Origin of the sequence: Uliginosibacterium aquaticum, from assembly GCF_012972705.2 — a bacterium.
Lineage (GTDB): Bacteria > Pseudomonadota > Gammaproteobacteria > Burkholderiales > Rhodocyclaceae > Uliginosibacterium > Uliginosibacterium aquaticum.
The window spans coordinates 37,955-63,832 of record NZ_JABCSC020000005.1 but is presented as its reverse complement, the minus strand read 5'-3'; the positions used below and the strand labels follow the sequence as shown (position 1 = coordinate 63,832).

General features: G+C 61.5%; 25 protein-coding genes, 1 tRNA gene and 1 riboswitch. Of the genes, 9 read left to right on the top strand and 17 right to left on the bottom strand.

The genetic code is table 11. The features are described from left to right. Window position 1: 1 nt before the first annotated feature. From HJ583_RS17015 to HJ583_RS16990, 6 genes are all read right to left on the bottom strand, one after another. Window positions 2-1,228, bottom strand: coding sequence for a cobalt-precorrin-5B (C(1))-methyltransferase (locus HJ583_RS17015; RefSeq protein ID WP_170023042.1), 1,227 nt, complete (start codon window positions 1,226-1,228; stop codon window positions 2-4). After that, complete coding sequence (locus HJ583_RS17010; protein WP_170023041.1) at window positions 1,221-1,901, bottom strand: precorrin-8X methylmutase; 681 nt, start codon at window positions 1,899-1,901, stop codon at window positions 1,221-1,223. Before HJ583_RS17010 ends, HJ583_RS17015 begins: the two co-directional genes overlap by 8 nt. Next, complete coding sequence (locus tag HJ583_RS17005) at window positions 1,898-2,806, bottom strand: sirohydrochlorin chelatase (protein ID WP_170023040.1); 909 nt, start codon at window positions 2,804-2,806, stop codon at window positions 1,898-1,900. The genes HJ583_RS17010 and HJ583_RS17005 overlap by 4 nt, the downstream gene beginning before the upstream one ends. Beyond that, window positions 2,803-3,612: a precorrin-4 C(11)-methyltransferase gene (cobM, locus tag HJ583_RS17000; protein WP_170023039.1), complete on the bottom strand. Its 810-nt coding sequence runs from the start codon at window positions 3,610-3,612 to the stop codon at window positions 2,803-2,805. Before cobM ends, HJ583_RS17005 begins: the two co-directional genes overlap by 4 nt. A gap of 2 nt (window positions 3,613-3,614) precedes the next feature. After that, the gene (locus tag HJ583_RS16995; protein WP_170023038.1) at window positions 3,615-4,280 is read right to left on the bottom strand and encodes an energy-coupling factor ABC transporter permease; all 666 of its coding nucleotides are present in this window, start codon (window positions 4,278-4,280) and stop codon (window positions 3,615-3,617) included. A 187-nt stretch (window positions 4,281-4,467) separates the two neighbouring features. Continuing rightward, window positions 4,468-4,723, bottom strand: a riboswitch (cobalamin riboswitch). A gap of 305 nt (window positions 4,724-5,028) precedes the next feature. Beyond that, window positions 5,029-5,113 (bottom strand) — tRNA-Leu (locus tag HJ583_RS16990). Window positions 5,114-5,204: 91 nt separating this feature from the next. On the opposite strand from HJ583_RS16990, the gene hpnC reads away from it, so the two are divergent. From hpnC to hpnE, 3 genes are read left to right on the top strand one after another with little or no spacing between them, the layout of a single operon-like run. After that, the gene (gene hpnC, locus HJ583_RS16985) at window positions 5,205-6,017 is read left to right on the top strand and encodes a squalene synthase HpnC (RefSeq protein WP_170023037.1); all 813 of its coding nucleotides are present in this window, start codon (window positions 5,205-5,207) and stop codon (window positions 6,015-6,017) included. Window position 6,018: 1 nt separating this feature from the next. Continuing rightward, window positions 6,019-6,852 (top strand): presqualene diphosphate synthase HpnD, encoded by an 834-nt coding sequence (gene hpnD, locus HJ583_RS16980; protein WP_170023036.1) that lies wholly within the window; start codon window positions 6,019-6,021, stop codon window positions 6,850-6,852. A gap of 1 nt (window position 6,853) precedes the next feature. Further along, window positions 6,854-8,155 (top strand): hydroxysqualene dehydroxylase HpnE, encoded by a 1,302-nt coding sequence (hpnE, locus tag HJ583_RS16975; RefSeq protein WP_170023035.1) that lies wholly within the window; start codon window positions 6,854-6,856, stop codon window positions 8,153-8,155. Between the two features lie 76 nt (window positions 8,156-8,231). Here hpnE and HJ583_RS16970 read toward each other — a convergent pair whose 3' ends face one another. Further along, complete coding sequence (locus HJ583_RS16970) at window positions 8,232-8,738, bottom strand: phasin family protein (RefSeq protein ID WP_101943535.1); 507 nt, start codon at window positions 8,736-8,738, stop codon at window positions 8,232-8,234. Window positions 8,739-8,903: 165 nt separating this feature from the next. Here HJ583_RS16970 and clpB point away from each other — a divergent pair, with 165 nt between their 5' ends. After that, window positions 8,904-11,486 (top strand): ATP-dependent chaperone ClpB, encoded by a 2,583-nt coding sequence (gene clpB / locus HJ583_RS16965; RefSeq protein WP_170023034.1) that lies wholly within the window; start codon window positions 8,904-8,906, stop codon window positions 11,484-11,486. Between the two features lie 35 nt (window positions 11,487-11,521). Here the strand turns inward: clpB and HJ583_RS16960 are convergent, their stop codons facing one another. From HJ583_RS16960 to gspG, 9 genes are read right to left on the bottom strand one after another with little or no spacing between them, the layout of a single operon-like run. Further along, window positions 11,522-11,917 carry a type II secretion system protein gene (locus HJ583_RS16960; protein WP_328824936.1) on the bottom strand — a complete coding sequence of 132 codons (396 nt, stop codon included), beginning with the start codon at window positions 11,915-11,917 and terminating at the stop codon, window positions 11,522-11,524. Then, window positions 11,910-14,036 carry a secretin N-terminal domain-containing protein gene (locus HJ583_RS16955; RefSeq protein ID WP_170023032.1) on the bottom strand — a complete coding sequence of 709 codons (2,127 nt, stop codon included), beginning with the start codon at window positions 14,034-14,036 and terminating at the stop codon, window positions 11,910-11,912. Before HJ583_RS16955 ends, HJ583_RS16960 begins: the two co-directional genes overlap by 8 nt. Window positions 14,037-14,040: 4 nt before the next feature. After that, entirely contained in the window at window positions 14,041-14,577 is a 537-nt protein-coding gene (locus tag HJ583_RS16950; RefSeq protein WP_170023031.1) for a hypothetical protein, read from the bottom strand. Further along, window positions 14,574-15,149, bottom strand: a complete 576-nt coding sequence (gene pilO, locus HJ583_RS16945) for a type 4a pilus biogenesis protein PilO (protein WP_170023030.1) — start codon at window positions 15,147-15,149, stop codon at window positions 14,574-14,576. Before pilO ends, HJ583_RS16950 begins: the two co-directional genes overlap by 4 nt. Beyond that, the gene (locus HJ583_RS16940) at window positions 15,146-15,721 is read right to left on the bottom strand and encodes a hypothetical protein (RefSeq protein WP_170023029.1); all 576 of its coding nucleotides are present in this window, start codon (window positions 15,719-15,721) and stop codon (window positions 15,146-15,148) included. Before HJ583_RS16940 ends, pilO begins: the two co-directional genes overlap by 4 nt. Continuing rightward, entirely contained in the window at window positions 15,718-16,488 is a 771-nt protein-coding gene (locus HJ583_RS16935; RefSeq protein ID WP_170023028.1) for a hypothetical protein, read from the bottom strand. Before HJ583_RS16935 ends, HJ583_RS16940 begins: the two co-directional genes overlap by 4 nt. Window positions 16,489-16,519: 31 nt before the next feature. Then, window positions 16,520-18,187, bottom strand: coding sequence for a GspE/PulE family protein (locus tag HJ583_RS16930; RefSeq protein ID WP_216821778.1), 1,668 nt, complete (start codon window positions 18,185-18,187; stop codon window positions 16,520-16,522). Between the two features lie 8 nt (window positions 18,188-18,195). Next, on the bottom strand, window positions 18,196-19,380 hold the full coding sequence (locus HJ583_RS16925) for a type II secretion system F family protein (protein ID WP_101943947.1): 1,185 nt from the start codon (window positions 19,378-19,380) through the stop codon (window positions 18,196-18,198). A gap of 24 nt (window positions 19,381-19,404) precedes the next feature. Continuing rightward, window positions 19,405-19,845, bottom strand: a complete 441-nt coding sequence (gene gspG, locus HJ583_RS16920; RefSeq protein WP_170023027.1) for a type II secretion system major pseudopilin GspG — start codon at window positions 19,843-19,845, stop codon at window positions 19,405-19,407. Between the two features lie 226 nt (window positions 19,846-20,071). Here gspG and HJ583_RS16915 point away from each other — a divergent pair, with 226 nt between their 5' ends. The 5 genes from HJ583_RS16915 to HJ583_RS16895 all read left to right on the top strand — a co-directional run bounded on the left by HJ583_RS16915 (window position 20,072) and on the right by HJ583_RS16895 (window position 25,440). Then, the gene (locus tag HJ583_RS16915; RefSeq protein ID WP_170023026.1) at window positions 20,072-20,572 is read left to right on the top strand and encodes a type II secretion system protein; all 501 of its coding nucleotides are present in this window, start codon (window positions 20,072-20,074) and stop codon (window positions 20,570-20,572) included. Beyond that, entirely contained in the window at window positions 20,566-21,096 is a 531-nt protein-coding gene (locus HJ583_RS16910; protein ID WP_101943950.1) for a type II secretion system protein, read from the top strand. The genes HJ583_RS16915 and HJ583_RS16910 overlap by 7 nt, the downstream gene beginning before the upstream one ends. 389 nt (window positions 21,097-21,485) lie before the next feature. Continuing rightward, window positions 21,486-22,187: a pectate lyase gene (locus tag HJ583_RS16905; protein ID WP_170023025.1), complete on the top strand. Its 702-nt coding sequence runs from the start codon at window positions 21,486-21,488 to the stop codon at window positions 22,185-22,187. Between the two features lie 577 nt (window positions 22,188-22,764). After that, the gene (locus HJ583_RS16900; protein WP_101943954.1) at window positions 22,765-23,466 is read left to right on the top strand and encodes a pectate lyase; all 702 of its coding nucleotides are present in this window, start codon (window positions 22,765-22,767) and stop codon (window positions 23,464-23,466) included. Window positions 23,467-23,619: 153 nt separating this feature from the next. After that, complete coding sequence (locus tag HJ583_RS16895; protein WP_170023024.1) at window positions 23,620-25,440, top strand: tetratricopeptide repeat protein; 1,821 nt, start codon at window positions 23,620-23,622, stop codon at window positions 25,438-25,440. On the opposite strand, the gene HJ583_RS16890 is transcribed toward HJ583_RS16895, so the two are convergent. Further along, window positions 25,412-25,846, bottom strand: coding sequence for a hydrogenase maturation protease (locus HJ583_RS16890; protein ID WP_170023023.1), 435 nt, complete (start codon window positions 25,844-25,846; stop codon window positions 25,412-25,414). The genes HJ583_RS16895 and HJ583_RS16890 overlap by 29 nt on opposite strands. Between the last annotated feature and the right edge of the window lie 32 nt (window positions 25,847-25,878).

The window sequence follows — 25,878 nt, the reverse complement described above, 5'->3', positions numbered from 1 at the left end:
TTCAGTCCTGCTCCTCGTCATCGGCCGCTACTGGCTGCAGCGGCAGATTGGCCAGCTGCGGATCGGCGGCGGCGGAGCGCGCTGCGCAGATTTTCTGGCCATCGAAATCACATACCAGCACCTGCAGCGAGAAGCGGCCGGCGTAGCGCCCCACCTGCGGGTCGCACAAGGTATGCACGGTGCGTTCGGCCAGCGCCTGATGAAAGGCAAGATGCAGCCCGCGCTCGGCCATGCGCTCAGCCGCGAAACGGGCGGTCGGATTGGCTTCAATCTCCGCGCAATCCTCGGCACTGGCGCCAATCCCGGCGGCCAACCCGGCCAGCAGACGGGTGTCCACCTCGGCCCGGTTGGCGTGGGTGATGGTCTCGCCCTGGGCGATCTTGGTCAGTTTGCCCACCATGGCGGCGATCACCACCTGGCGGATGCCGCGCACAGCGGCTTCGTCCAGCGCATAGCGCAGGAAGTCCCCCATCTGCACAAAGGCGCCCGGCGCCAGATCGGCGTATTCACGCATGGCAAACTGCTCGGTGCGCCCGCCCGTCGTCAGCACCACGATCGAGCGCGCGTTTCGCTGGCCGAGGCTGGCCGCCAGTTGCACGCCCTGCACCACGCTCGCGCGCCAGGCTGCAGTGCTGTAAGGCTTGACGATGCCGGTGGTACCGAGAATCGAGATGCCGCCGAGAATGCCCAGACGCGCATTGTGTGTCTTGCGCGCCATCTCCTCGCCGCCGGGCACCGAGATGATCACGCGCAGCCCGTCCTGTGCCAGCAGGCTGCCCGCCACCTCTCGCAGATTGGCCTCGATATTGGCGCGCGGCTTGGGGTTGATCGCAGCCTCCCCCACCGGCAGCCCCAGCCCGGGCAGACTCACCACACCCACCCCTGCTCCACCGGTAATCTCGATCCAGCCGGCACGCCCGGGCAGGCGCTGCAGCTCGGCCGTGAGCCGTGCGCCATCGGTACAGTCCGGGTCATCACCCGCAAACTTCACGACGACTGCCCGCGCCAGCATGACGCGGCCATCCTCGCCGGGCGGCTGGCAGTAAGGCTCACAAACGGCGAACTCCACACGCTGCGCATTCGGCAATTGAGACTCGATGCGCGCGGGGATCACCCCCAGCATCAGCCCATGAACCGCCGCCCGCGCCGCAGCGGCAGAGCAGGCACCGGTCGTGAAACCGGTACGCGTGCCGCGCGGTTTGGGCGAGGCGCCCGTGGCCTCACTCATGCTGGGCTTTCTGCCTGGCCTCGGCCAGTGCCAGCAAGGCATGCAGTGCCGCCACCACCAGTGTGGAACCGCCTTTGCGGCCCCGGATCACGATCCACGGCACAGCATCGATTTCCGCCATCAAGGCCTTGGACTCTGCTGCGGCCACAAAGCCCACCGGCATTCCGATGACCAGCGCGGGACGCACGCCTTCTTCGCGGATCAGGCGCACCAACTCGATCAGCGCCGTGGGCGCATTACCGATGCCGACAATAGCCCCTTCCAGCAAACCCAGGCGCTGCGCCTTGCGCATGGCCTGCACGGCCCGCGTCGTATCCGCCAACTGGGCGGCGGCGATCACATCCGGATCGCTGATGAAGTGATGCGGCTGAATGCCAAAGTGCGCCAGACGCGGCCGCGAGAGTCCAGAGCAGATCATCTCGACATCCGCCACCATCGCGGCAGCACCGCCCAGCATTGCAGCGATGCCCGCCTCCACCGCCTGCGGATGGAAGGCCGTCAGGCCGTTGAACTCGAAGTCGGCATTGGCGTGAATCATGCGGCGCACGATGGGCCACTGCTCAGCGCTGTAGGCATGCGTGCCGACCTCTGCATCGATGATCGCGAAGCTATCGTGCTCAATGAGCTGACCGGCGCGCGTGAGCTGCTCGGTGACGGTATTCACACTGCTCATCCGGCGTGCTCCGCATGCAGTGGCTGCGCGCCGGGGGTCACAAAGCTCAGCGGCTGCGGCGCATGGGTATGCTCATGCGAGTGGCCATGCCCCATGTCATGCGCCAGCTCACGATAGCTGCAGCCATCGCAAGGCAAGGTGCTCTCGGCGCGCCCCGCCTTGAGATCTTCCACCCGCTGCTCAAGCAGGGCAAAGATCTCGGGCTCGAAACCGAAATGCTCGCCACAGGCAAACCGGATCTGCGGATACTGGCTGCGCAGATGCGCCACCTGGCGATGGATGCGCTGCATCAGCGTGCCAGTGTAAAGGTAGTAAGGCAGCACCACGATCTGGGTCATGCCCAGCAAGGCCTGGCGCTGCACCACCCGCTCCAGGCGGGGCCAGGTGATGCCGGTGAAAGCCAGATCCACCAGCTCGTGATCGCCCTCCTCCTGCAACCAGCGCGCCATCTTGGCCATGTCGCCATTGGCGGCGCGATCGGAAGAACCACGGCCGAGCAGGATGATGCCGGTGGTGGTCGGGTCCGGTACGTCGAGCTGCTGCATGCCGGCGCGCAGACGATTCTTGAGGATATCCAGGATCGGATCGCACGCGCTCAGATGGGGGCCATACAGGAACTCGACCCCCGGGCAATGTTCGCGTGCATGCTCGATGGCTTCCGGGATTTCCATCTTCACATGCCCGGCTGCATTGAGGATCAGCGGCAGCACGAAGACGCGCCGGCTCTGTGCTGCCGCCGCGAGCAAGCCATCATGCAGCGATGGCGGAGCAAACTCGATGAAGCAGACCTCGATCCGCCATGCCGGCTGGCGGCTGCGCCACTGGGTAACAAAATCGCGGATTTCGGCGTTGCCGGATTCCTCGCGCGAGCCGTGGCCGACGAGGAGGATAGTCGTGGTATTCATGCGCTGGCCTTTCTGAATCGATGGGTGAAGCGCGGGTCGTAAAGTTTGGAGCGTGCGAGTTCGGGCCATTCGCGTGCGCCCAGGGTGGGGCTTGCGATCACCATGGCCTGGCTCACGATGCGGGCTTCACGACACTGTTGTTTGATGGTGGCGAGCGTGCCGCGCAGGATGATTTCCTCACCCGGCCAGCTCGCCTTGTGCACGACGAGAATCGGTGCATCCTCCGCCCAGCCCGCTGCGCGCAAGCCCGCTTCGAGCTTGTGCATCAGGGTGATGGACAGGAAGATGCACAGCGTGCAGCGATGCGCCGCCAGCGCGGCGAGGTCCTCACCGGGAGGCATCGGTGTGCGCCCTTCGATACGCGTGAAAATGGTCGTCTGGGTGATCTCCGGCAGCGTGAAGCTTTCCACCGCCGCCGCCGCCGAGGCCATTGCCGACGAAACTCCGGGCACCACGCCCACCGGAATGCCCAGCGCATCCAACGGCCGCACCATCTCGATCAGCGTGCCGTAGAGCGCCGGGTCTCCCGTCTGCAAGCGCACGACCACAGCATGGCGTGAGCTCTGTTCTACGAGCCATTCGGACATCTGCTCCAGCGTCATGTCCTTGCTGTCGGTGATCACACACGCGGGCGGCGCCCAGCGCGTAGCGGCCTCGCTGACCAGCGAGCCGGCGAACAAGATCGCGCCGGCCACTTCGATCAGGCTACGGCCCTTGACGGTGATGAGCTCAGGATCGCCCGGGCCGGCACCAACAAACCAGACCGTGCCGGGCTGGCCGGCAGGCATCTTTGCGACAACTGACATCGTCAGGCCGCGCTGCGCTGAACCAGCTTCTCATCCAGGCACAGACGCGCCCAGGCCGGCGCGGCAGCCTGCCCGACACCTCGCGACAGGAGGCTGACAATGCCCCAGGTAAACACCGGCTCCAAGAGCACCAGCGTCACATAGCTCGCAGCGAAGTGAGCCCACTCCACGAGTGGCGTCACCACCAGTCCCTGGCTGAGCCAGAAACCCACCATCAAGGTGATGCCTGAGTAATAGAAACCATCCAGCTTGAGCAGGGACGCGATCTCGCCATTACGGGCTGCCTCAGTCAGGCGGCGGCCAATGCTGAAGTGCACTGCCAGCAGCGGCAGCATCAGCGAGAGCGCATTAACGCCCAGATGCAGCAGATCCTGCGGTTCGAAAATCAGCCCCTGCGCTAGCAGCCCCAAGGCGAAGCCGAACAGCGTTGGCAGGAAACCGAACAACAGGTAGATCGGCATGGCGCCAACAAAATGCAGTTCAGACGGCCCCACCGGCAGGTGATACATCTGCATGAACAGCGAGAAAAAGCCTGCCGCCAGCAGAGTGCGCAGCCACAGCGCCGGACGCCGCAGCAGGCCCGGCAACTGGCTGACCAGTAGCGCGCTGGCGACGACATTGGCACCGAGAATTGTGGAAGCGGCCAACTGGCCCGGTTCGATATGCATTACGACTCTCCTTTGCGCCCCCACCGGGCGCTGCGTAGTGGATGAAACGACGCGGGCCGGAACGGCCAGGAGAGAAAGAAGGGATGTACATCATGAGCTGCGGCCCGCGCTGAAGTACACCGGACGGGCACAGACAGGGACGCAATGAGGCCCCTCATGACATGCACCCCATCGCCCACCGCAACGGCCTGCGTCAATGCATCAGGCAGGTCTCCGGGCTTGCGAGTGGTGGCCCAAGGCACACCGGAATGAACCGCCTTCCCATACCCGACTGGATACAGTGGCCAGATCAGCAGCAGCGTGCTGACCGGTTCATTCTTGACTCGCTTACCGTTGCGGGGGCAGCGCCGGAATTGTCGCAACCCGAAGGCTGCACGCACCGGCTTCCCATTTCACCTGCACGTGCATGACGCAGAGCAGGAACCTGAAGCTGCGCCAAGTGTAACGACAAAGCGCTGCTTTCTGAAAGCACCCGATGTTGCTGCGGACCTACCGAGCCCGGCGCTAAGCCGCGGCGAGACAGATCCGTCCGCGCTCGTGGGCAAGCCGCTCGGCAGCCTGGACAGGAACTTGTCGCAGTAGAGCTCGCCGCCACGGGTCACGCCGCGGACTGGCAAAATTCTGAAGTGGGCTTCGCTCATGATGCTGGCCGCGCACACTTAGCCTTGAATGAGCACACAGCCCGCAGGCAAGCTTGAACGGCTCACAAACATCAGCCGTGAAGTACTGCACGCCGTGAAAAACCTAGTGGTGCCCAGGAAGGGACTCGAACCCCCACGTATTGCTACGCCAGAACCTAAATCTGGTGCGTCTACCAATTTCGCCACCTGGGCCTTGAGGGCGCTGCGAGCGCAGCGCACCGAAAGGAGGGGCGGATTATAGCCCGGCCGAAGCCTGCTGAGGGCAGCTATACTCGCAGCCCTCATGAGTGTTGATCATTACGAGAACTTCCCGGTTGCCTCCATCCTCCTGCCACGCCATCTGCGTGAGCCGGTGGAGGCCATTTATGCCTTCGCCCGCACAGCGGACGATATTGCTGACGAAGGCGATGCCTCACCTGCAGAGCGTCTGGCCAGCCTCGCCAGATACCAGCAACAGCTTGATCAGATAGAAGCCGGCAGCACACCGGACGAGCCGCTGTTTGCCCGTCTGGCGCTGAATGTGCGCCAATGGGCCCTGCCGGTCCAGCTTCTGCGCGATCTGCTCGATGCCTTTGCGCAGGATGTGGTCAAGAAGCGCTATGCCGACTTTCCGGATTTGCTCGACTATTGCCGCCGCTCTGCCAACCCGGTCGGGCGGCTCCTGTTGCATCTCTACGCGAAAGCTACAGATGAAAATCTGCGCCGTTCCGACCTCATCTGCTCCGCGTTGCAACTGATCAACTTCTGGCAGGACGTCGGTATCGATTGGCGCAAGGAGCGCGTCTATCTGCCACAAACAAGTCTTGTGCAGTTTGCGGTAAGCGAAACGCAAATTGCTGCCGCAGATTGCGATGCGGCCTTTCGGGCGCTGATGCAACATGAAGTGAAGCATGCCCGTGCCATGATGCTCGAGGGCGCTCCGCTCACAGCAGCACTACCAGGCCGCGTCGGCTGGGAATTGCGACTGGTGGTTCAAGGCGGACTGCGCATCCTCGAGCAGATCGAAGCCGTGGATTACGATGTGTTCCGCCAGCGCCCGGAGCTGGGCAAGCTGGACTGGCTGCTGCTCGCCTGGCGGGCTCTTTGGATGAAATGACATGACTCCCGACGAATATTGCGAACAGAAAGCTGCCGCCAGCGGCTCCTCCTTCTACTACAGCTTCCGTTTCCTCACCCCGGATCGGCGCCGTGCAATCACCGCGCTGTATGCCTTTTGCCGTGAGGTGGACGATGTGGTCGACGAGACCCACGATCCGGATGTGGCAGCCCGCCAGCTTGACTGGTGGCGCAGCGAGGTCACGAAGATCTACGCCGGTACGCCGGAGCATCCGGTCGGCCAGGCATTGAAGGACGTGGTACAGCAGTTCCGCCTGCCGCAGGAGCAACTGCTCGAAATCATCGACGGCATGCAAATGGATCTGGAGCAGGCGCGCTACGCTGACTTCAAGGACTTGCAGCTCTACTGCTATCGGGTAGCCAGCGTGGTAGGCCTGCTTGCGGCCGAGATCTTCGGCTACACGAATCGCCAGACGCTCAAATACGCCCACGACCTGGGCATTGCCTTCCAGCTCACCAATATCATCCGCGATGTGGGCGAAGATGCCCGCCGCGGACGCATTTACCTGCCGGTATCCGAGCTGGAGCAATTCAATGTCCCAGCGAAAGACATTCTCGATGCGCGCAACAGCGAAAACTTCCAGCGCCTGATGAGCTTCCAGATCGAGCGCGCACAGAAATACTATGATCAGGCGCTCACCCAGCTTCCCGCTGAAGATCGCAAGAGCCAGCGCGCCGGCCTGATCATGGCGGCAATCTATCGCGAGACCCTGCGCGAAGTGGAGGCTGACGGCTGCCGCGTGCTGACCCACCGCGTCTCGCTGACCCCGCTGCGTAAACTATGGCTAGCAGTGAAAGCCTGGATCAAGAGCTGAAATGAGCACCCGCGTCGCCATCATCGGTGCCGGCTATGCCGGCCTGGCCGCCGCCGTCGAACTGACCCGGGCTGGCGTAGACGTGACCGTCTTCGAAGCGTCGCGCGTGATGGGTGGCCGCGCCCGCGTAGTGGAGAAGGATGGCTACCGTCTGGACAACGGTCAGCACATTCTGCTCGGCGCCTATACCGAAACCCTGCGCCTCTTGCGCTTTCTGAGAGTGAATCCCAAGCGCCTGCTGAGCCTGCCTTTCGTGCTGCATGTGCCGGGGCGCCTCAACCTGCGTGCGGCCGCACTGCCCGCACCGCTACATCTGGCTGTTGGCCTGCTGCGCAGCCGCGAGCTCTCCTGGACAGACCGTTTTGCAGCCCTGCGCCTGATCCGCTTCCTGAAAAAATGCGACTGGAAGCTTGGTGAGGACTACCCGGTCAGCACATTGCTCAAGCGCACCCGGCAAACGCCCCTGCTGTGCGAGCTGATGTGGAACCAGCTGTGTGTGGCGGCACTCAACACGCCGCCCGAACAGGCTTCCGCGCAGGTATTCGCGAATGTGCTGCGCGACTCAGTCGGCGCCTCTGCCTCAGCCTCCGAAATGCTGATCCCGCGGGTCGACCTCTCGGAACTACTGCCGGTGCAGGCCGGAGTGTACTTGGGCACGAACGGCACTGCGATCCACACCGCGAGCCCGATCAAACAGGTCAGTCTGATTGATGGGCGCTTCTTCCTGGAGGGTGATCCGGGGGAAAGCTCGCACTACAGTCATGTCATCGTCGCCACCGCGCCCTATCACGCCAGCAGTCTGCTCGGTAATTTTGCCGAGCTGACTTACCTGCGTGGTCAGATCGATGCCCTGCCACATGAACCGATCACCACCGTATATCTGGCCTACGATGAGGACGTCAGTCTGCCCGAGGCGATGATCCAGCTTTCCGGTTCAGTCGTGCAGTGGCTCTTTGACAAGCAGCGCAGCACCGGCGAGAAGGGGCTGCTGGCCGGCGTGATCTCGGCCAGCGGGCCGCACACGGCACTCCCACGCGAAGAGCTCGCACTGCAGGCACATCAAGCAGTGGAAGCCCTGTTCCCCCTGCGCAAGCTGCCAGCACCTCGCTGGAGCCAGGTCATCACCGAAAAACGCGCCACCTTTGCCTGCCGCCCGGGCGTTGTACGCCCACTCACCATCACGCCGGTAAAGAACCTCCTGCTCGCGGGCGACTACGTCAATTCCCCCTACCCCGCCACCATCGAAGCCGCGGTGCGCTCCGGCCTCAACGCGGCTCGCCAGATACTGCGCAACCCAGCCTGAAAGCAAGAGTCTGTTCAACAGCAAGGGCCATCGCTACGCGCGCAGTGATGGCCTTCTACCTTCTGTTTTGCGCAGGCTACTTCTTTCCGCCTGGCATCTGGGCAAAGGAGGAGAACGCATCGCTGGAGGCCTTGGCCACCTGCTCCAGCGTCTTGCGGGCGGTATCAAAAGTATGCTGCAGGGCTTCAGCAGCAGCGTGACTATTGAGCGGCATGCCCTTGAGCATCTGCTGCATGGCATCGAACATTTCCTGGCCGCCCTTGTTGAGCTGATCACTCACCAGATGTCCCAGTTCGGCCTGCATATCGGAGGTGATTTCGGCAATGCTGCGGCTACAGGAGAACATCTTGTCCGCCGCATGCTGCGCATAGCGAGCCCGCAACTCCATTGCGTCCTGCGGTGATTTGGCCTGAGCCAGTGCCTTGGCGCTGTTCACGCCGTCATCAAAGATCTCGCGGGCCACATCCACCTGCAATTGCAGGATGCGCTGGGAGTTCTCAATGGAAAGCTGTGCGAGGCGCATGGCAGATTCAAGGTTCTTTTTCTGCATCTGGGCCACTGCGTCTTCCGGTTTCGTTGGCATACAAAACTCCTCTTTTCAGGAAAACACTCACAAAGTTCTGGCCTTGCTGCAACAGGGATTGCCCCAGCAAAGACCCTCTCCTGCTTTACGGCCGCAGGCGGCCGGACTTGAAAGCCCCTCATGGGGGCCCCATGTTTCCATCAGACAGATACAGGAGCCCCAACCATGCGTTTCGACAAGCTCACCACCAAATTCCAGCAGGCCCTCGCAGATGCTCAGAGCATTGCCGTGGGTCACGATGGCCAGTACATCGAACCACAACATCTGCTTGCTGCTCTGCTGGCTCAGGAAGATGGCGGCACCGCCTCCTTGCTGATCCGCGCCGGAATGAATGTACCGGCGCTGAAGACCGCATTGGACCGCGCCATCGACCGCTTGCCACAGGTGCAGGGCGGCAACGGGGAAGTACAGGTTGGCCGCGATCTCGCCAACCTGCTCAACGTGACCGACCGTGAAGCCCAACAACGCGGCGACCAGTTCATTGCCAGCGAGATGTTTCTACTCGCGTTATGCAAGGACAAGGGCGACACCGGGCGCCTCTTCAAGGAACACGGAGCCAGCCAGAAAGCGCTGGAAGCCGCGATTGAGGCCGTGCGCGGCGGCGCCAGCGTGACGGACGCCGAAGCCGAATCTCAACGTGAAGCATTGAAGAAATATTGTCTGGACCTCACCGATCGTGCCCGTCAGGGCAAGCTCGACCCAGTGATCGGGCGCGACGATGAAATCCGCCGCGCGATCCAGATCCTGCAGCGCCGCACCAAGAACAACCCGGTGCTGATCGGCGAGCCGGGCGTGGGCAAGACGGCCATCGTTGAAGGTCTCGCCCAGCGCATCATCAATGGCGAAGTACCGGAAACCCTCAAGGGCAAGCGCGTCCTGTCACTGGACATGGCGGCGCTCCTGGCCGGCGCCAAGTATCGCGGCGAATTCGAAGAACGTCTGAAGGCGGTGCTCAACGACATCGCCAAGGAAGAAGGCCAGCTCATCATCTTCATCGACGAACTGCACACCATGGTCGGCGCAGGCAAGGCCGAAGGCGCGATGGACGCCGGCAACATGCTCAAGCCTGCTCTGGCGCGCGGCGAGCTGCACTGCATCGGAGCGACCACGCTGGACGAGTACCGCAAATACATCGAGAAGGATGCCGCGCTGGAGCGCCGCTTCCAGAAGGTGCTGGTCGACGAACCCTCCGTCGAGTCCACCATCGCGATCCTGCGTGGCCTGCAGGAGAAGTACGAGCTGCACCACGGCGTGGATATCACCGACCCGGCCATCGTCGCTGCCGCCGAGCTGAGCCACCGCTACATCACCGACCGTTTCCTGCCGGACAAGGCCATCGACCTGATCGACGAGGCCGCCGCGCGGATCCGCATGGAAATCGACTCCAAGCCCGAGGTGATGGACAAGCTGGAGCGCCGCATCATCCAACTCAAGATCGAGCGCGAAGCCGTGCGCCGCGAGAAGGACGAAGCCTCGCAGAAACGCATGGGGCTGATCGAAGACGAGATCAGCAAGCTGGAGCGCGAATACACCGATCTGGAAGAGGTCTGGAAGGCCGAGAAAGCCGTGGTGGTGGGCTCACAACACATCAAGGAAGCGATTGAAGCGCTGCGTCAGAAGATGGAGGAAGCCCGTCGCGCGGGTGACTGGCAGAAGATGAGCGAACTTCAGTATGGCGAATTGCCGAAGCTGGAAGCCCAGTTGCACGCAGCGGAAGGCGCAGAAACCAGTCGCCCCGCCAACAAGCTATTGCGCACCCAGGTCGGCGCCGAGGAAATCGCCGAAGTCGTGTCACGTGCTACCGGCATCCCGGTCAGCAAAATGATGCAAGGCGAGCGCGAAAAACTCTTGAAGATGGAAGAGAAGCTGCACGAACGCGTGATTGGGCAGGATGAAGCCGTGCGCCTCGTGAGCGACGCGATCCGCCGCTCGCGCGCGGGGTTGTCTGAAGAAGGCCGGCCCTACGGCTCCTTCCTCTTCCTCGGCCCGACTGGCGTGGGCAAGACTGAACTGTGCAAGACACTGGCCGGCTTCCTGTTTGACTCCGAGGAACACCTGATCCGCATCGACATGAGCGAGTTCATGGAGAAGCATTCAGTCGCCCGCCTGATCGGCGCACCGCCGGGATATGTCGGTTACGAGGAAGGCGGTTATCTCACCGAGCAGGTGCGCCGCAAGCCCTACTCCGTGCTGCTCTTCGATGAAGTCGAAAAGGCCCACCCGGACGTCTTCAACGTGCTGCTGCAGGTACTCGACGACGGGCGCATGACTGATGGTCAGGGTCGCACCGTGGACTTCAAGAACACCGTGATCGTGATGACGTCCAATCTGGGCAGCCAGATGATCCAGCAGATGGCCGGCGAGCCTTACGCCTCGATCAAGGCCGCAGTGATGAGCGAGGTGAAGAGCTTCTTCCGCCCCGAGTTCATCAACCGCATCGACGAGGTGGTGGTGTTCCATGCCCTGGGCGACGCGCACATCAAGTCGATTGCACGCATCCAGCTGGAAAATCTCAAGAAACGTCTGGCCAAGCTGGAAATCGGCTTGACCGTGACAGAGGCTGCGCTAGCTGAAGTCGCCAAGGCTGGCTTCGATCCTGTTTTTGGTGCCCGCCCGCTCAAGCGCGCGATCCAGGAGCACATTGAGAATCCGCTGGCCAAAGAGATCCTCGAAGGGCGATTTGGCGCAAAGGATACAGTGGTCGTGGATGACGGCAATGACGGCATCCGTTTTCACAAGCCAAACTGAGACGACATGAAAAGGCCCGGCAAACCGGGCCTTTTTCAAAGTGTGGAGTATGGGCGGCCGTCCTTGGTATGTCCCTTGGCGCCGCTGTGCAGATCATAGACCTGACCGCGCAACGGAGGCTCCGGCGGCACGATCACCCAGCTGCGATTGCTCTGGGTGATCGGATCCACCGGCAGCGCACGCAGGTAGCGCTTGTCGACAAGCTCGCCGAGTGAGTCCGGATAGCGGCCATTGTCACCATAGAATTTGTCGATCACGTCACGCGTGACCTTCAGGTTTTCCATCAGCACAGCATCCTTGGAGCGATCCAGGCCATCGAAGTAGCGCGGCACCGCAATGGTCAGCAGCAAAGCCAGAATGGCCATCGCCACGATCATCTCGATCAGGGTGAAACCCCGGCTCGCCGGGGCCGCGCGCTGCAGATCAGTCACTTGAACCACCAAACTTACGGGAGCCATCACCGTTGCTCACCGGCTGCACCACGATCTGCTGCACCGGCTGCTGGACCTGGGGAGAAGACTCGATCGAGGAACCACCACCCTCCCCCCCCTCACGACGGCCACGCAAGCTGCTCTGGGTACCTGCATTGAAGCTGCGGGTATCGGCGTCCAGCGTACGGTTCTGACGGATCAGGCGCGGCGTGATCGACAGCACGATTTCGGTCTTGCTGTCATCCGTGGAGTCTGAACGGAACAGGCGGCCAAGGATCGGGATATCGCCCAAGAGCGGCACTTTGCTGACCGACTTCTTGTCGATATCCTGGATCAGGCCGGCAAGGATCTGGTTCTCGCCATCCTTGAGGCGCAGCACCGTCGACGCGTTGCGAGTACCGATGCGGTAAGCAACGATGCCGGCGGTTTTGTTCTCGACCGTGCTGGTGATGCTTGAGACTTCCAGATTCACCTTCATGGAGATTTCGTCGCCCGGGAAAATCTGCGGCTCAACCTCCAGCTTGAGACCCACATCGATATAGGTAATCGCCTGACTGATTACGCCGGTGGAAGTCGTGTTGGAGCTGATATTAGGCACCCGCTCACCGATCAGAATCTTGGCTTTTTCCTTGTTTTTGGCACGAATACGAGGATTAGCCAGCAAATTGAGGCCATTGTCGGTGGCATTGAAATTAAGGGCGAGATCGCTACCCAGGGTCATACCCAAGGAACCCGGGGTCAAGCCCCAGAGATCACGCAGAGTCAGCGGGGTTGTGCTAGTGGTGGTGCCGGAGCTCGTACTGGAGACCGGAGAGGCACTACGCGCCAACGGCGTCAGGCTCATTGAAGTCGGCCAGGACACGCCAAGATTTTCCAGCTTGCCCTTACTGACTTCAAGCACGGTCACTTCCAGCATCACTTCCGGTTCGGACTGATCGTGCATGGCCACCAGCTTCTCTGCCATGGCGATGGCTTCTGGCGTATCACGCACCACGATCATGTTGAGCTTTTCATCCACGACCAGATTGGTGAAGCGCAACACCGTCTTCAGGCTATTAGCGACAAACTTCGCATCCGCGTTGAAGAGCTGGAAGCTTCGCACCGTGAGGGCCTGATAGTCACGCTGCTTGTTGCTGTCGTCCATATAGACCAGCAGGGTGTTCTCGTCGAGATTGCGCCAGGCAAGCCCACTGGTCATCACGATCTTCTCGATGGCAGAGCGAACCGTGGTATTGCGCAGATAGACCGTGGTGCGCAGGTCCGGCGAAACTTCGCGGTCGAAAATTACGTTGAGACCAGAAGCCTTGCCAATCACATCGAAGAGCGAGCGCACGGTTGCATCACGAAATTCCAGCGTAACCCGGCGAGCCATCGGATCTTCCACCACGACCGGAGCGGGAGCGGGGGCAGAAGCCAGCGGTGCTTGAACGGCAGGCGCGGCCGCGGCAAGTGAGGCCGCAGACATGGCATTGCCGCGAACGGCTGCAGTACTACGCTCACGCACGGCCATGGCTGACGAAGCAGACGCCTGACTGGCATTCGCAAACACCTGGGGCAGCTCGCTCGTCGTAGCGGAGCTTTGGGCCGGCGAAGTGGAAAAAACTGACGGCACGGCATTTGCTGCCGGCCCCGGAAGTGCAGTGCTACCTGCTACGGCAGCGACAGATGCAGAAGAAGTACTACTGGCAACACTGGTAGAGGCGAGCACAGCAGGCGCAGCAAGCTTGCGTACAGTAGGAACAACCGACGCATCTTGAGCATGCTGAACACGCTCCAACCCCTCGTTGGCTTTACTGGCCTGGCCAGGAATTGCAGCCAGCTCGCGATAGGCGCTGCGGGCCTCCTCCCAACGCCCCTCATTCAGAGCTGACTCGGCACGGCGAAAGGATTGCAGCGCATAGCGTTCGCGGGCAGCCAGCGTTGCGTTGTGCAGTTCGGCGTTATCGGGGTGATCTGCGCTGGCTCTTTGCAACGTCTGCCAAGCCGGGCCGTACTGACCTGCGGCACTGAGTGCCTGGGCACGCTCCAGGCTCGACTGCACGCCGCTGGTGGCACAGGCCGCCAGCAGGCCGAACGCCAGGATGGCAGCCCCCTTGCGAAAATATCGGGAGGTGTTCATGTGCTCAATCTCTCTTGTCGCCATCGATCGGTATTACCAGCTCTGTCTTGTCCGTTTCACGCAACAGCCTCACTTCATTGCTGCTGACTTTCACGAGTTTGAAACCATCCGCCATCTCACCTTCACGCAAGGCCCAAGCCACACCATTGCGCTCAAGGAACACTTGCCAGCGCCCCGCTTCGAGCATGCGGCCAATCAATATGAAAGGCTGCTCGGGCGGCGGCGGAGGGGGCGTATTTTCAGCTGGCGCTGGCGGGGGCGAAGCACTCCCGGTGCCGCTGAAAAGATCAGTACTGCGCTGGCCTCTCTCAACCAGCCCCATTCGGGCGCCCAGGCGCTTGACCTGCCCGGGGCGAGCTTCTTCGGGCTCCGACACGGCCTCCGCAGCCGGCGCTCCGGGAGAGGCTGCAGCAGACGCAGAAATGCCACGCGAAGGCATGGCCACCTGCTCTTCCGGTGGCGTCTTGTCACCAAACAAGGCAAGCCAGCCCGCAATGGCCAGCAGCGGAAGCATCAGCAGGAGACGCTGGCGCGAACTCATCGTGCGCCCCCCGCAACCGCCACCGGCTGCTGCCAGATGGAAAGCGAAATCTGCGCTTCAATGATGTTGTTGCCAGTCTGCTCGCGCTTGATGTTGAGCTGGTCCACCGATACTGAAGGCATCTGGCCGAGCATTTCACCCAGAAACCGCTTCAGTGACGGATAGGAGCCCTTGACTGGCATCGACACCTGCAGTTGCGAGAAGGCGCCCGCACCGTCAGCCTGCCGCCGCATATCAAGTTGAGCAACGCTCAGACCCGCTTCGATCGCTTTCTGGTGAATCACGCGTAGCTGGGTCGGCGTCGCATCCTGCATCGCCAGCGTGTCGCGGAACAACTGCAGCGGGGGCACCTGTTGCTGCACGCTCAAACCACTGGGAGTCTGGCGGGCACGCTCCAGCTCTGCCTGTGCGGCCTGCAGACCGAGATACTGTGCCGGAAGCCAGACCAGCCCGGTCAGCAAGGCTGCCAACAGCGCAACCGCGGCCAGCGGCAAACGCCAGCCAAAACGCCACAATGCAAGTTCAGCCTGCAGGCGCAGGTGCGCGGCGGAATCCAGATTGACGCGCTTCATTCCTGCCCCCTTGCCGGCGCCTTGCTCAAAGCGCGCGGCACCGCGTCGGCCTGCGGCATTTCAAGCGTAAAACGCCAGCCCTGGCCATCACCACCACTTGCTTCCTGACGAGTCAGCGCAAGATTCTGGAATCCGGGTTCATTGCGCATGTCCTCAAGATAATCCAGCGCTTCAGGCAGGCTTGCAGCCTGCACAATGATGCGGAAGGTGGAGCGAACCGGCCCCAGCTCGGCCGACATCAGGGCCACGTTCGGGCGCGCGCGGTGTTCGAGCGCTTCGAGAATATCGATCAAGGGGTAATCCATGATGCGGATCACGCCATTGATCGAATCCAGCATGTCTGGTGCGATCTGCTCCTGATGTCGGGCAGCCGAGCGCAAGGCATCCCGTTCCATGGCCAACTCGGCCGCCTGCTGACGCAGTGCGCCGGCTTCGCGGGAGAAGCTGCTGCCGGCCACTAGGCCAAACAAAGCCAGCGCGCCCCCCACCAGCACGGCCAGCGACCACTTCCGCGCAGAGCTGCGGTGCCCGCCAGTGCGAGAAGACGCAAATTCAATCTGCAGGGATTTCATCCGCGCACTCCCTGCAAAGCCAGCGTGCCGGCCTCAGAACGTACCGTGCGGCCAGCCTCCTCGTTCTGTTGCAGCATTAACAAACGCATGCCAGCCAGCTTGCTATCGGGCTCCAGTGGCGGCTCGATACCCAGCACGCAGAGTACGGGCGGCGCCTCACCGCCAAGGCGCAGGATTTCAGCCTCCAGCAAATCTTCCAGACGTTCGACATCGATCACCTTGCTCAGCGGATGGCGGCGCACATGCACCACCTCACCCTGGGCAACCCGCGCCAGCAAAACGCCATGACGACCATACACAGCCACCCAGCATTCATCCGGAATCTGGCGCGCAAAAGCCCCCAGCAAACGCACGGCAGAGGGCTGGATGGAACGCACGCGCCAGCCCTTGAGACCTGCGGCCTGCAGGGCATTGACGAGCTTTTCAGGCAAGGCGCAGACCAGGATCGCCCCGGTTGCGCGCCAGTCTGCCAGCATGCACCAGCCCTGCGTGCTGACACCAAACAAGGCCTCGAAACGCGTCGCGGCGAGCGCCTGAAGTTCTTCGAGGCGACTGACGCCTTCCGGCACGATGAAAATCCAGTAGCGCGCCCACTCATCCGCCACCGTCACCTGTAGATCCGCCCCGCTGCCCTGCCCGATCTGGGCAGCCAGAGCGGCGATCGACGGCCCCCAATCTGCGCTGACAGCATGTGCTACGCCCGGCACATAGGCGTCCAGCGGCAGCGATGTGAGCGGGCGCCGGGAGGCAAGGTCGACTACTGTCATTTCCTTGCAGCCCAAGCCCAGTCCGTAATGTTTACGCCGCGAGTGTGACACGACGTACCTCCTCAAGCGTGGTTTCGCCGGTCGCCACCAGGCTCAGCGCATCTTCATACAGGCTGCGCGTACCGTTGCGGCGTGCGGCTTCAATGATCTGACGCACTGAGCGGCGCTCGACGATCAGTTCAGCAATTTCGGGATTCATCGTCAGCACCTCGGCCACCGCCTTGCGACCACGATAGCCGGAACCACGACAATCCCCGCAGCCACGCCCCTTCATGAACACGTAATCCTTTACCGCCTCCGCACTGAGGCTGGCATCGGCCAGTTCGGCATCCGTCGGCCGATAGGGAACAGCACAATGCTTGCAGTTCAGGCGCACCAGGCGCTGGGCAATCACACCGTTCAGGGCCGAGACAAAGGAATACAGATCGACGCCGATGTGATGGAACCGCCCGAATACGTCATAAACGTTGTTGGCGTGCACCGTGGAGAGCACAAGGTGACCCGTAAGCGCAGACTGCACCGCAATCTCCGCAGTTTCCTTGTCACGGATTTCACCGACCATGATTTTGTCCGGATCGTGACGCAGAATTGATCGCAGGCCGCGCGCGAAGGTCAGGCCCTTCTTGTCGTTAACCGGGATCTGCAGGATACCCGGCAACTGGTATTCGACCGGATCCTCGATGGTGATGATCTTGTCGCGGCCGTGATTGATCTCAGAGAGGGCGGCATACAGCGTGGTGGTCTTGCCCGAGCCGGTCGGGCCGGTCACCAGCACCATGCCATACGGCTCCTGTACCAGACGGCGCAAGGTTGCCAGTGTATCCGGGTCAAAACCGGCCGCATCCAGAGTCAGCCCGCCATGCGCCTCGACCATGGCCTGCTTGTCGAGAATCCGGATCACCGCATCCTCGCCGTGAATGCTGGGCATGATCGACACCCGCAGATCAATCTCACGGCCCATCGCCTCAACACGGAAGCTGCCATCCTGCGGCACGCGGCGCTCAGCTATATCAAGCTCCGATAAAACCTTGATCCGTGAGATCACCTGCTCGGCTAGCGCCACGCCGGGCATGGTGGCCACCAGATCCAGCACCCCATCGATGCGGTATTTGGAAACCATGCCGTTCGGCGTGCTCTCCAGGTGAATGTCCGACACCCCCTGGCGCAGCGCATCGTAGAGCGTGGAGTTAACCAGTTTTACTGCCGGGCTGGCCGCATCACTCACCGAAGCGAAGGTCAGACTCTCCAGTGTCTTGCCATCCACCGCCACGCCAGAATCCGTGGTGATCATGCTGTCGATGGCCCGGATCGACTCTTCCTGGCGCGAAAGATAGGCCTGGATGTCAGAGGGCAGTGCGAGGCGATAACGTAGCGCCCGGCCGGTACTGCTCTCCAGCCAGACCTGAAGATCCTCATCGAACGGATCAGACAGCACGGCCAGCACAGCCGTCGACTTGGCCGGATCACGCATCAGCACGCAGCCACGCTGCTGGGCCCGCCCTAGTGGCAGCAGATCAAAGGCCGGCTGCAGATCAAGCATGTGCGCCGTTTCGATGACCGGAAAATGGAAGTGGGCCGCAACGGCACGCAACACTTCGCGGGCGTCGAGTCCACTCATGGCCTCCAGCTCGGCAATCACCGGGCGCCCGGATTTCTGCGCAGAACTGCGCGCGAGTTTCAGGGTTTCAAGTTCGATCATGCTGTCATTCATTGCAGCGAGCCCGCCAGATCGAAGATCGGCATGTACAGCAGCACGATGATCACACCGATCACGCCGCCGATCATGGCCATCAATGCGGGCTCGAAGACCTTGGAAAAACGCTCGATCCAGCGGGCGCTCTCACCCTCGTAAAAATTTGCCGAGCGCATGAGCATCGCGCCGAGCTGACCGGAGCGCTCCCCCACACGCAGCATGCGCAAGGCGATCGGCGTCGACAGATCATGCTGCTCGAAAGCCTGCGACAGGCTCTCGCCACTCGAAATCTGGGCGCAAGCGCCTTTGAGCTTGAAACGGGTTTCGGCAGACACGGAAGTCTCCACCATCTCCATCGCCATCACGATCGGAATCCCGCCATCGAGCAGCATCCCCAGCGTGAGGTAGAGCCGCGACAACTCCAGAATCCGGGCCCGTTCACCGATGCCCGGAATCTTCTTGGCCAGTTGCGCCCAGCGGCCTTCACGCGAATTGCGCCGCACCATCCACACCAAGCCGCTCACCACCCCCAGCATGACGATGCCGACCAGCAGCGTGTGCTGCCCAAGGAGTTCCCCCCAGGACAGCAGCAAGCGCGACATCAAGGGCATCTCGCGACCACTGTCCTTGTACACGGCTGCGAACTTGGGCACCACGTAAGTCATCAGGAAGAGTCCAACCAGACCGCCCACCGAGAACAGCACCGCCGGGTAGATGGTGGCACTGATGATCTTGCTGCGCACCATGTCCAGACGCGTCTGGTAATCGATGTAGCGGCGCAAGGCCTGGGCCAGATCGCTGGTCCGCTCGGCAGCGCGCACGATGCCGATGAAAAGCGGCGGAAAGAACTCCGGCTGGGCAGCCACCGCATCGGAGAGCTTGGAGCCTTCGCGGATGCGGGCATTCAAGGCCTCCATCACGCTACGCGAAACCGGGGTAGTCTCCTTCTCGATCAGCCCCTCCAGCGCTTCCACCAGGCTCAAGCCGGCTTCGAGCAGGGACAGCAACTCCTGGCTGAACATCACCAGCGAGAAGTTGCCACGCGCACCACCGCTGCGGGCATGACCACGGCTGCGCACGGTCACGATGCGCAGATTCTTAGCCTCTACGCTCTTGCGGGCGGCGAGCGCATCCACCGCCTCGACCAGCAAGGTCTGCAGGCGGTTATCCGGCGAGAGGGCACGTACCTCGAACTGCACTTGGAGCCGACGCGAAAGCGCGGATCAGTTCAGGATATCGGCAGCGACGTCCGTGCCGCCGGGCTGACCATCGCTACCATAGGAAATGATGTCGAAGTCGCGACCGCGAGTGCCCGGAATCTTGTAGATATAAGTCTTGCCCCAAGGATCCAGCGGAATCGCCTTGGCCAGATACGGACCATTCCAGGTCCGCACATCCACCGGCTTGGTGAGCAGGGCATTGAGCCCTTCAGCCGTGGTCGGGTAACGACCGGCATCCAGACGGAAGGTATCCAGAGCCTTGCCGAAAGCTTCAATCTGGGCCTTGGCCACGTTCTGTTCAGACTTCCCCAGCTGCGAGAAATACTTCGGCCCCACGTAGGCGGCCAGCAAGCCAATGATGGCCATTACGACCAGCAATTCCAGCAGGGTAAAACCAAGGGTGCGCATAGTGTGCGCGGCGCGCTTTGCGTGCTTCTGCTTCATGTTCTGCATCCTGTCGATGTTCTGTATTGTCTGCGGCCTGTACCGGCGGCTGTCTCCACCGGCGCTAGACTGCCACAAAGCGGCGCGACTTCCAATCGGCAGCGCACAAGGAATACACCCCTTTGCCTGCCGCCCGTCGACTATTTGGCAACAAGGGGTTCGCCCGAGTGATACGGCTGCATGTAAAGGTGTAACCTCTTTGTCGAAAGTAATAGATTTGCCAGCCATGCAGACCTCTGCCCGATCATCCCATCCGACTCATCGTCTTGGCTTCAGCCTGATCGAAATGCTGATCTCGCTGGCCATTCTCGGCATGCTGGCCAGCATCGCGGTGCCGCTTGCCCAGGTGGCACTTCAGCGCAGCAAGGAGCAGGAGCTGCGCCTGGCTTTGCGCGAGATCCGCACTGCACTTGACGCCTACAAACTCGCCGCGGACCAGGGCATCATCCAGCGCGCCATCGACAGCAGCGGATACCCCAAGAGCCTGGATGATCTCGTCATTGGAGCGCCGGACCAGCGCAATGCGAGAGGCCAGAAGATTTTCTTCCTGCGCCGCATCCCGCGCGACCCTTTCAGCGCCGACCCCAGCCTGCCCAACGGCGCAACCTGGGGTCTGAGAGCCTATACCAGCGAGGCTAGTGATCCGCAGGAAGGCGTCGACGTATTCGACGTCTACAGCAAGGCGGAGGGCATGGGTCTGAATGGTGTGCTCTACCGCCAATGGTAAAGCGCCGCCCCCAGACCTCGGCCCGGCTTGCCGGCTTCACCTATATCGGCCTGCTGCTGGTGATCGCCGTCATCGGGCTGGCTGCGGGCAGTGCCATCCAGCTCGGAGCCATTTCCCAGCGCCGCCAGGTGGAAGACGAATTGATGTTCGTCGGCCTGCAATACAAGCGTGCCATCCGCAGTTACTTCGAAGCGGCCCCTCCAGGAGCCACAGCAGCAGCGCCTGCGCGCCTGGAAGACCTTCTGCGCGACCCACGCTTCCCACAAGTCAAACGCCATATCCGCCGCCTTTATGCAGACCCTCTCACTGGCAAGAATGACTGGGTTTTGATCCGCACTCTCGATGGCCAGGGCATCCTTGGCGTACACAGTCGCTCCCCGGAAACCCCCATCCGGGTGGATAACTTCCCGGACGAATTCTTCCATTTCAAGGGCAAGAAACGCTATGCGGACTGGGTGTTCGTCTATGGCGTGGTGTGCACCGATGCCGGCTGCGAGCTTGCGCCCTCCCAACGAGCAGAGTAAAAACCGCCAGCATTCATGCCGGGTGAGACTCAAGCCCTGAAACAACCGCCGTTCGTCGGAATGGTCGCGGTCTCACCCTGCCCTCCACAGCGCCCAGCCATTACAAAATTCTTCCATTGAACAATCTTGAGCGCCCCGAAAAGCGGCACTTTGAAGACATCTGCATAGCCACTGCAATCCGCAATTGACAAACAACTGGCGTGCGGTCAAACAACTCCATTCCTTGACGCCAGCCCATTCGCATACCAGATTTCGTCTGCCCGCAATTCTCTATTCGCCTTCTGTGGCAAAGAAGTGACGGGTAACACAAGGAAGCTGCAGGCGGCAGTCGGGCACATCACCCGACTCACCGAAGGCAGCCCAAACTCAAAAGATCTGGAGACATTCACATGTATAGCAAGCTTCTGTTGGGCCTCGTGCTCACCATCTCGGCGCTGACAGCGTCGGCCACTACAACCATTTCAGGCACCAAGGACTATGGTGGCGCAACGGTTGGCACCTCCTGCGACGGTCAGTCTGAAAGCCAGCAACCGGTCTTCGTGCTGAAGGATGGCGCAGTGCTGAAAAACGTAGTCCTCAAGGCCGGGGCTGCGGCTGACGGCGTGCACTGCCTCGGCTCCTGCACCATCCAGGGCGTGAAATGGGCCGATGTCTGCGAAGACGCAGCCACCATGAAAGGCGGTTCCGGCAAAACCATGAATGTGGTCGGTGGCTCGGCTTACAAGGCGTCGGACAAGGTTTTCCAGCACAACGGCATCGGCTCCACCATCAAGATCAGCGGCTTTGCTGCCGACACCATCGGCAAGCTCTATCGCTCCTGCGGCAACTGCTCTTCTAACGGAGGCCCGCGCAAGGTCAGCATCAGCAGCACCAAGCTGGCCAACGTGTCGGCTTCGGTGGTGGGCGTGAACAGCAACTTCGGTGACGTGGCTACCATTCGCACGCTGCAGATCAAGGGCTACAAATCCGGCAGCCCGAAGGTATGCGTCGAATACAAGGGCGTTCAGAAGGGCTCCGAGCCGACCAGCCTGGGCGAAAAGTGGAACACCACTGCCTGTAACGTCAGCAAAACCGACGTAACCTCTTACTGATCCATCTTGAATGCAGGCGTCTCATCCGCGCCTCGCACTCAGCAGGCCCGCCCTCGGCGGGCCTTTTCTTTTTTTGCCGTCAGATGCGTACGCGACACCTCACCCGTTTTTAATCTAGGGACTTTCCCTTACTCAAGGCAACATTCAATTAATTCCAAAGGCATTGTTTGCTGCACCACAACATAAACACCTGCCGCAACAGGATGTAGCACGCTCCCTAGCCGCCACGGATTGGTGAATGGCCGGATCAAATGCCCCTTGTTGGCCCCATGCCGAGGTTTTCTGTGGTTTAGCACCGTGCACATTCAAACGCCGCGCAGCGTGTCTGCATGTAGTTTCAAAACCGAAAAATGTTTCCGGTATCAAAACAAGTTCAGCGCAAACTTAACTTATCTTGCTGAGCAGCATGTTACCGAGATCAATTCAGGCCGTGCCTGATGCCTTAAGCATCCTTGACAGGGCTTTTGGCCTGAACCAGAGTGCCCTTCAGCTATTGACCAGATGCGCCCCGGATCTTGCAGCAGAAGGCGCCAGGCAATAGTCCTAATAATGAAGTTCATGCCTGGAGACAAACAACATGTACAGCAAACTCATCCTCGGTCTTGTGCTCGCCGTATCAACCTTGAGCGCATCAGCCACGACCACCATTTCCGGAACAGTCGATTACTCCGGAGCCACCGTCGGCACCTCTTGCGATGGTCAGTCCGAAAGCCAGCAACCGGTATTCGTTCTGGCGGCCGGCGCCACCATCAAGAACGTGGTCCTGAAGGCTGGCGCAGCCGCCGACGGCATTCATTGCCTGGGTAGCTGCAAGCTTGAAAACGTGAAGTGGGCCGACGTCTGTGAAGACGCAGCCACCATGAAAGGCGGCGCCGGCACCACCATGTATGTGAAAGGTGGTTCGGCCTACAACGCCAGCGACAAGGTATTCCAGCACAACGGTCTGGGCTCAACAGTGCAGATCTACGGTGGCTTCTACGGAGAGAACATCGGCAAGCTGTATCGCTCCTGTGGCAACTGCTCCACCAATGGCTCGGCTCGCTATGTCGTGATTGATAGCGTCAAGCTCAACACCGTGAATGCTGCCGTCGTAGGGATCAATACCAACTACGGCGACAAGGCAACGATCACCAACCTGCAGATCAAAGGCTACAAGTCCGGTAGCCCCAAGGTTTGCTACACCTACAAAGGCACCACCAGTGGAGAGCCGACCGCTATTGGCGAAAAGTGGAACACCAGCAACTGCGTGGTTTCCAGCAGCAACGTGACGTCTTACTGAGCTTTATCGCAGCAAGCAGGCCCCCGCCCGCGGGCGGGGGCCTGCCGTTCTTCCGGGGCGTCTCTCACCACGGTGGCGAAGGCCTAGAATTTTCGATTCCAGCCCATCCCTGAGGCCACAGGCATGAAGCCGATCAAATCCAGGAAGCCCGCCGTGGCAGCCCCCCACCCCTCTAAACAAGATGCGCTCGCAGCTCCCTGGTTTGCCCAGGCATTGCAGCGTCATCGTGCCGGTGATCTGAACGCAGCCGAGCCACTCTATCAACAGGCCCTAAAACTGGCCCCCAAGCATTTCGATGCACTCCACATGCTGGGGGTCTTGCACGCACAGCGCGGGGAACCAGCCCTGGCTGCACCACTGATCACCCAAGCCCTGCAACAGCAAGCACATGATGTAGCGGCACTCAACAATCTGGCCGGCGTGCTCAATCTGCTGCACCGTTTCGAGGAAGCCCTCGACTGTTTCGATCGCCTGCTGACACTCCAGCCTGACAATGCCGACGCCCATACCAGCCGCGCCGATGCGCTGCGTGGTCTCGAGCGCCACGCCGAATCCCTCGCCGCGGCTCATCAGGCCTTGAAACTCAAACCGGACCTTCTGCGCGCCCGGATAGCGCAGGCCAATGCTCTGCGCCGCCTGAACAGGTTTGACGAGGCACTGACCAGCCTCGATCGCGTGCTCGAGCAGCGCGCAGAATATCCGGAGGCGCTGAACGACCGGGCCAACGTGCTCTTCGATCTGCGCCGTTTTGATGACGCCCTGCATGCACTCGATGCTGCGCTGGCCTTGAGACCAAGGTATGCAGAAGCCCTGTTCAACCGGGCCAACTGCCTGCGTGCCAGCGGCCGTTGCGAGGAAGCCCTCGCCGCCTACGATGCGCTCCTCCTGCTGCAACCTGAACATGCCGAAGCACTCAACAATCGCGGTGCGGCTTGCGAAACCCTGGGGCGCTTTGAGGAAGCCATCGCCAGCTATCAACGCGCCCGCCAGGTTGAACCGCAGCATGTGATGGCCCACCTCAACGAAGGCCTGTGCCATCTGTTACAAGGAGATCTTGAAAGGGGCTGGCCGCTCTATCAATGGCGCTGGCAGGCACCAGAGGCGCGCCTCAATGACCGCCCCCTGCCCGCTCCGCGCTGGGATGGGCAGACCTCACTTGCCGGACGAAGCATCCTGCTCCTGAGCGAGCAAGGCCTGGGAGATTGCCTGCAGTTCTGCCGCTATGCCCGCCAGCTTGAGGCGCTCGGCGCACGCGTCGTACTGGAAACCTGGCCACCACTGGCGAGCCTTCTGGCGCGGGCAGAAGGGGTAGCAGAAATTGTGCTGCGTGACGAGGCAAGACCCACGGCCGATTATTGCGTACCTCTGCTGGACCTGCCTGGTCTGCTCGGCAGCACACTTGAAAACCTGCCTCCACCCGCACCTCTCACCGCAGACCTTAGCCGGCGCCAGTACTGGCGGGACATGCTCGGCAAAATAGCCGCTTCCCAGCATCCCCGGATCGGTCTGGTTTTCTCCGGCAACCCGCGCCACAGCAACGATCACAAGCGCAGCATTGCACTGGCCAAGCTGCAAACCTTGCTGGAGCATCCCGCCAACTGGCTATGTCTACAGCCAGAGATTCGCGAGTCTGACCTTCAGGCCTTTGCCATCAGTGGCCTCAGCGATCTGCGCACAGAGCTGACAGATTTCGAGGAGACCGCGGCATTGATCAGCGAGCTGGATCTGGTCATTACGGTGGACAGCTCGGTTGCCCATCTCGCGGCAAGCCTTGGCTGTCCAACCTGGCTGATGCTGCCGGCCAAGCCGGACTGGCGCTGGCTGCTGGAGCGTGCGGACAGCCCCTGGTATCCGGCCATGCGATTGTTCCGTCAGACTGTCCCAGACGACTGGAGTAGTGTGCTTGAAGAGATCAGCGCCGTCCTGCCAAGCTTCATCGCAGAACTCAGGCCGCCCGCTGCAGCAGCAAGCTGACCCGTTCGCAAAGCCTCGTCACCCACGCCTCCTGCAGCTCAGCCTCTGGGCGTGCGACATCAAGAGCCAATACCGTCAGGCGCTCGGCCGGCATGCCCAGCACGCAGGCCAGGCGCACGGCATCGACCAGACCGAGGCCGTGAGAAGAGAGGCGCAGTTCGACCTGTGGCAGATCGGCCATGCTGAGTTGATGCAGCGTGCCGGCGGGGCCGTCGCCGAGCAGCGCGTCGATCACGATGGCGCGCGGGGCTTCGAGCAGCAGCGGGGTGAGCTCGGCGGGCAGGCTGCAGGCGACGAGCTTTACCGGCCCGGGCAGGTCTTCATGACGCAAGGCCTCGATCACGGCCCAGCCGAGGCGGTCCGCGCCGTGCGGAGAGCCGATGCCGGCGATGAGGGTTTCAGTCATTCGAATTCTTTGCGCGCGTGTTCAGCGCCGTG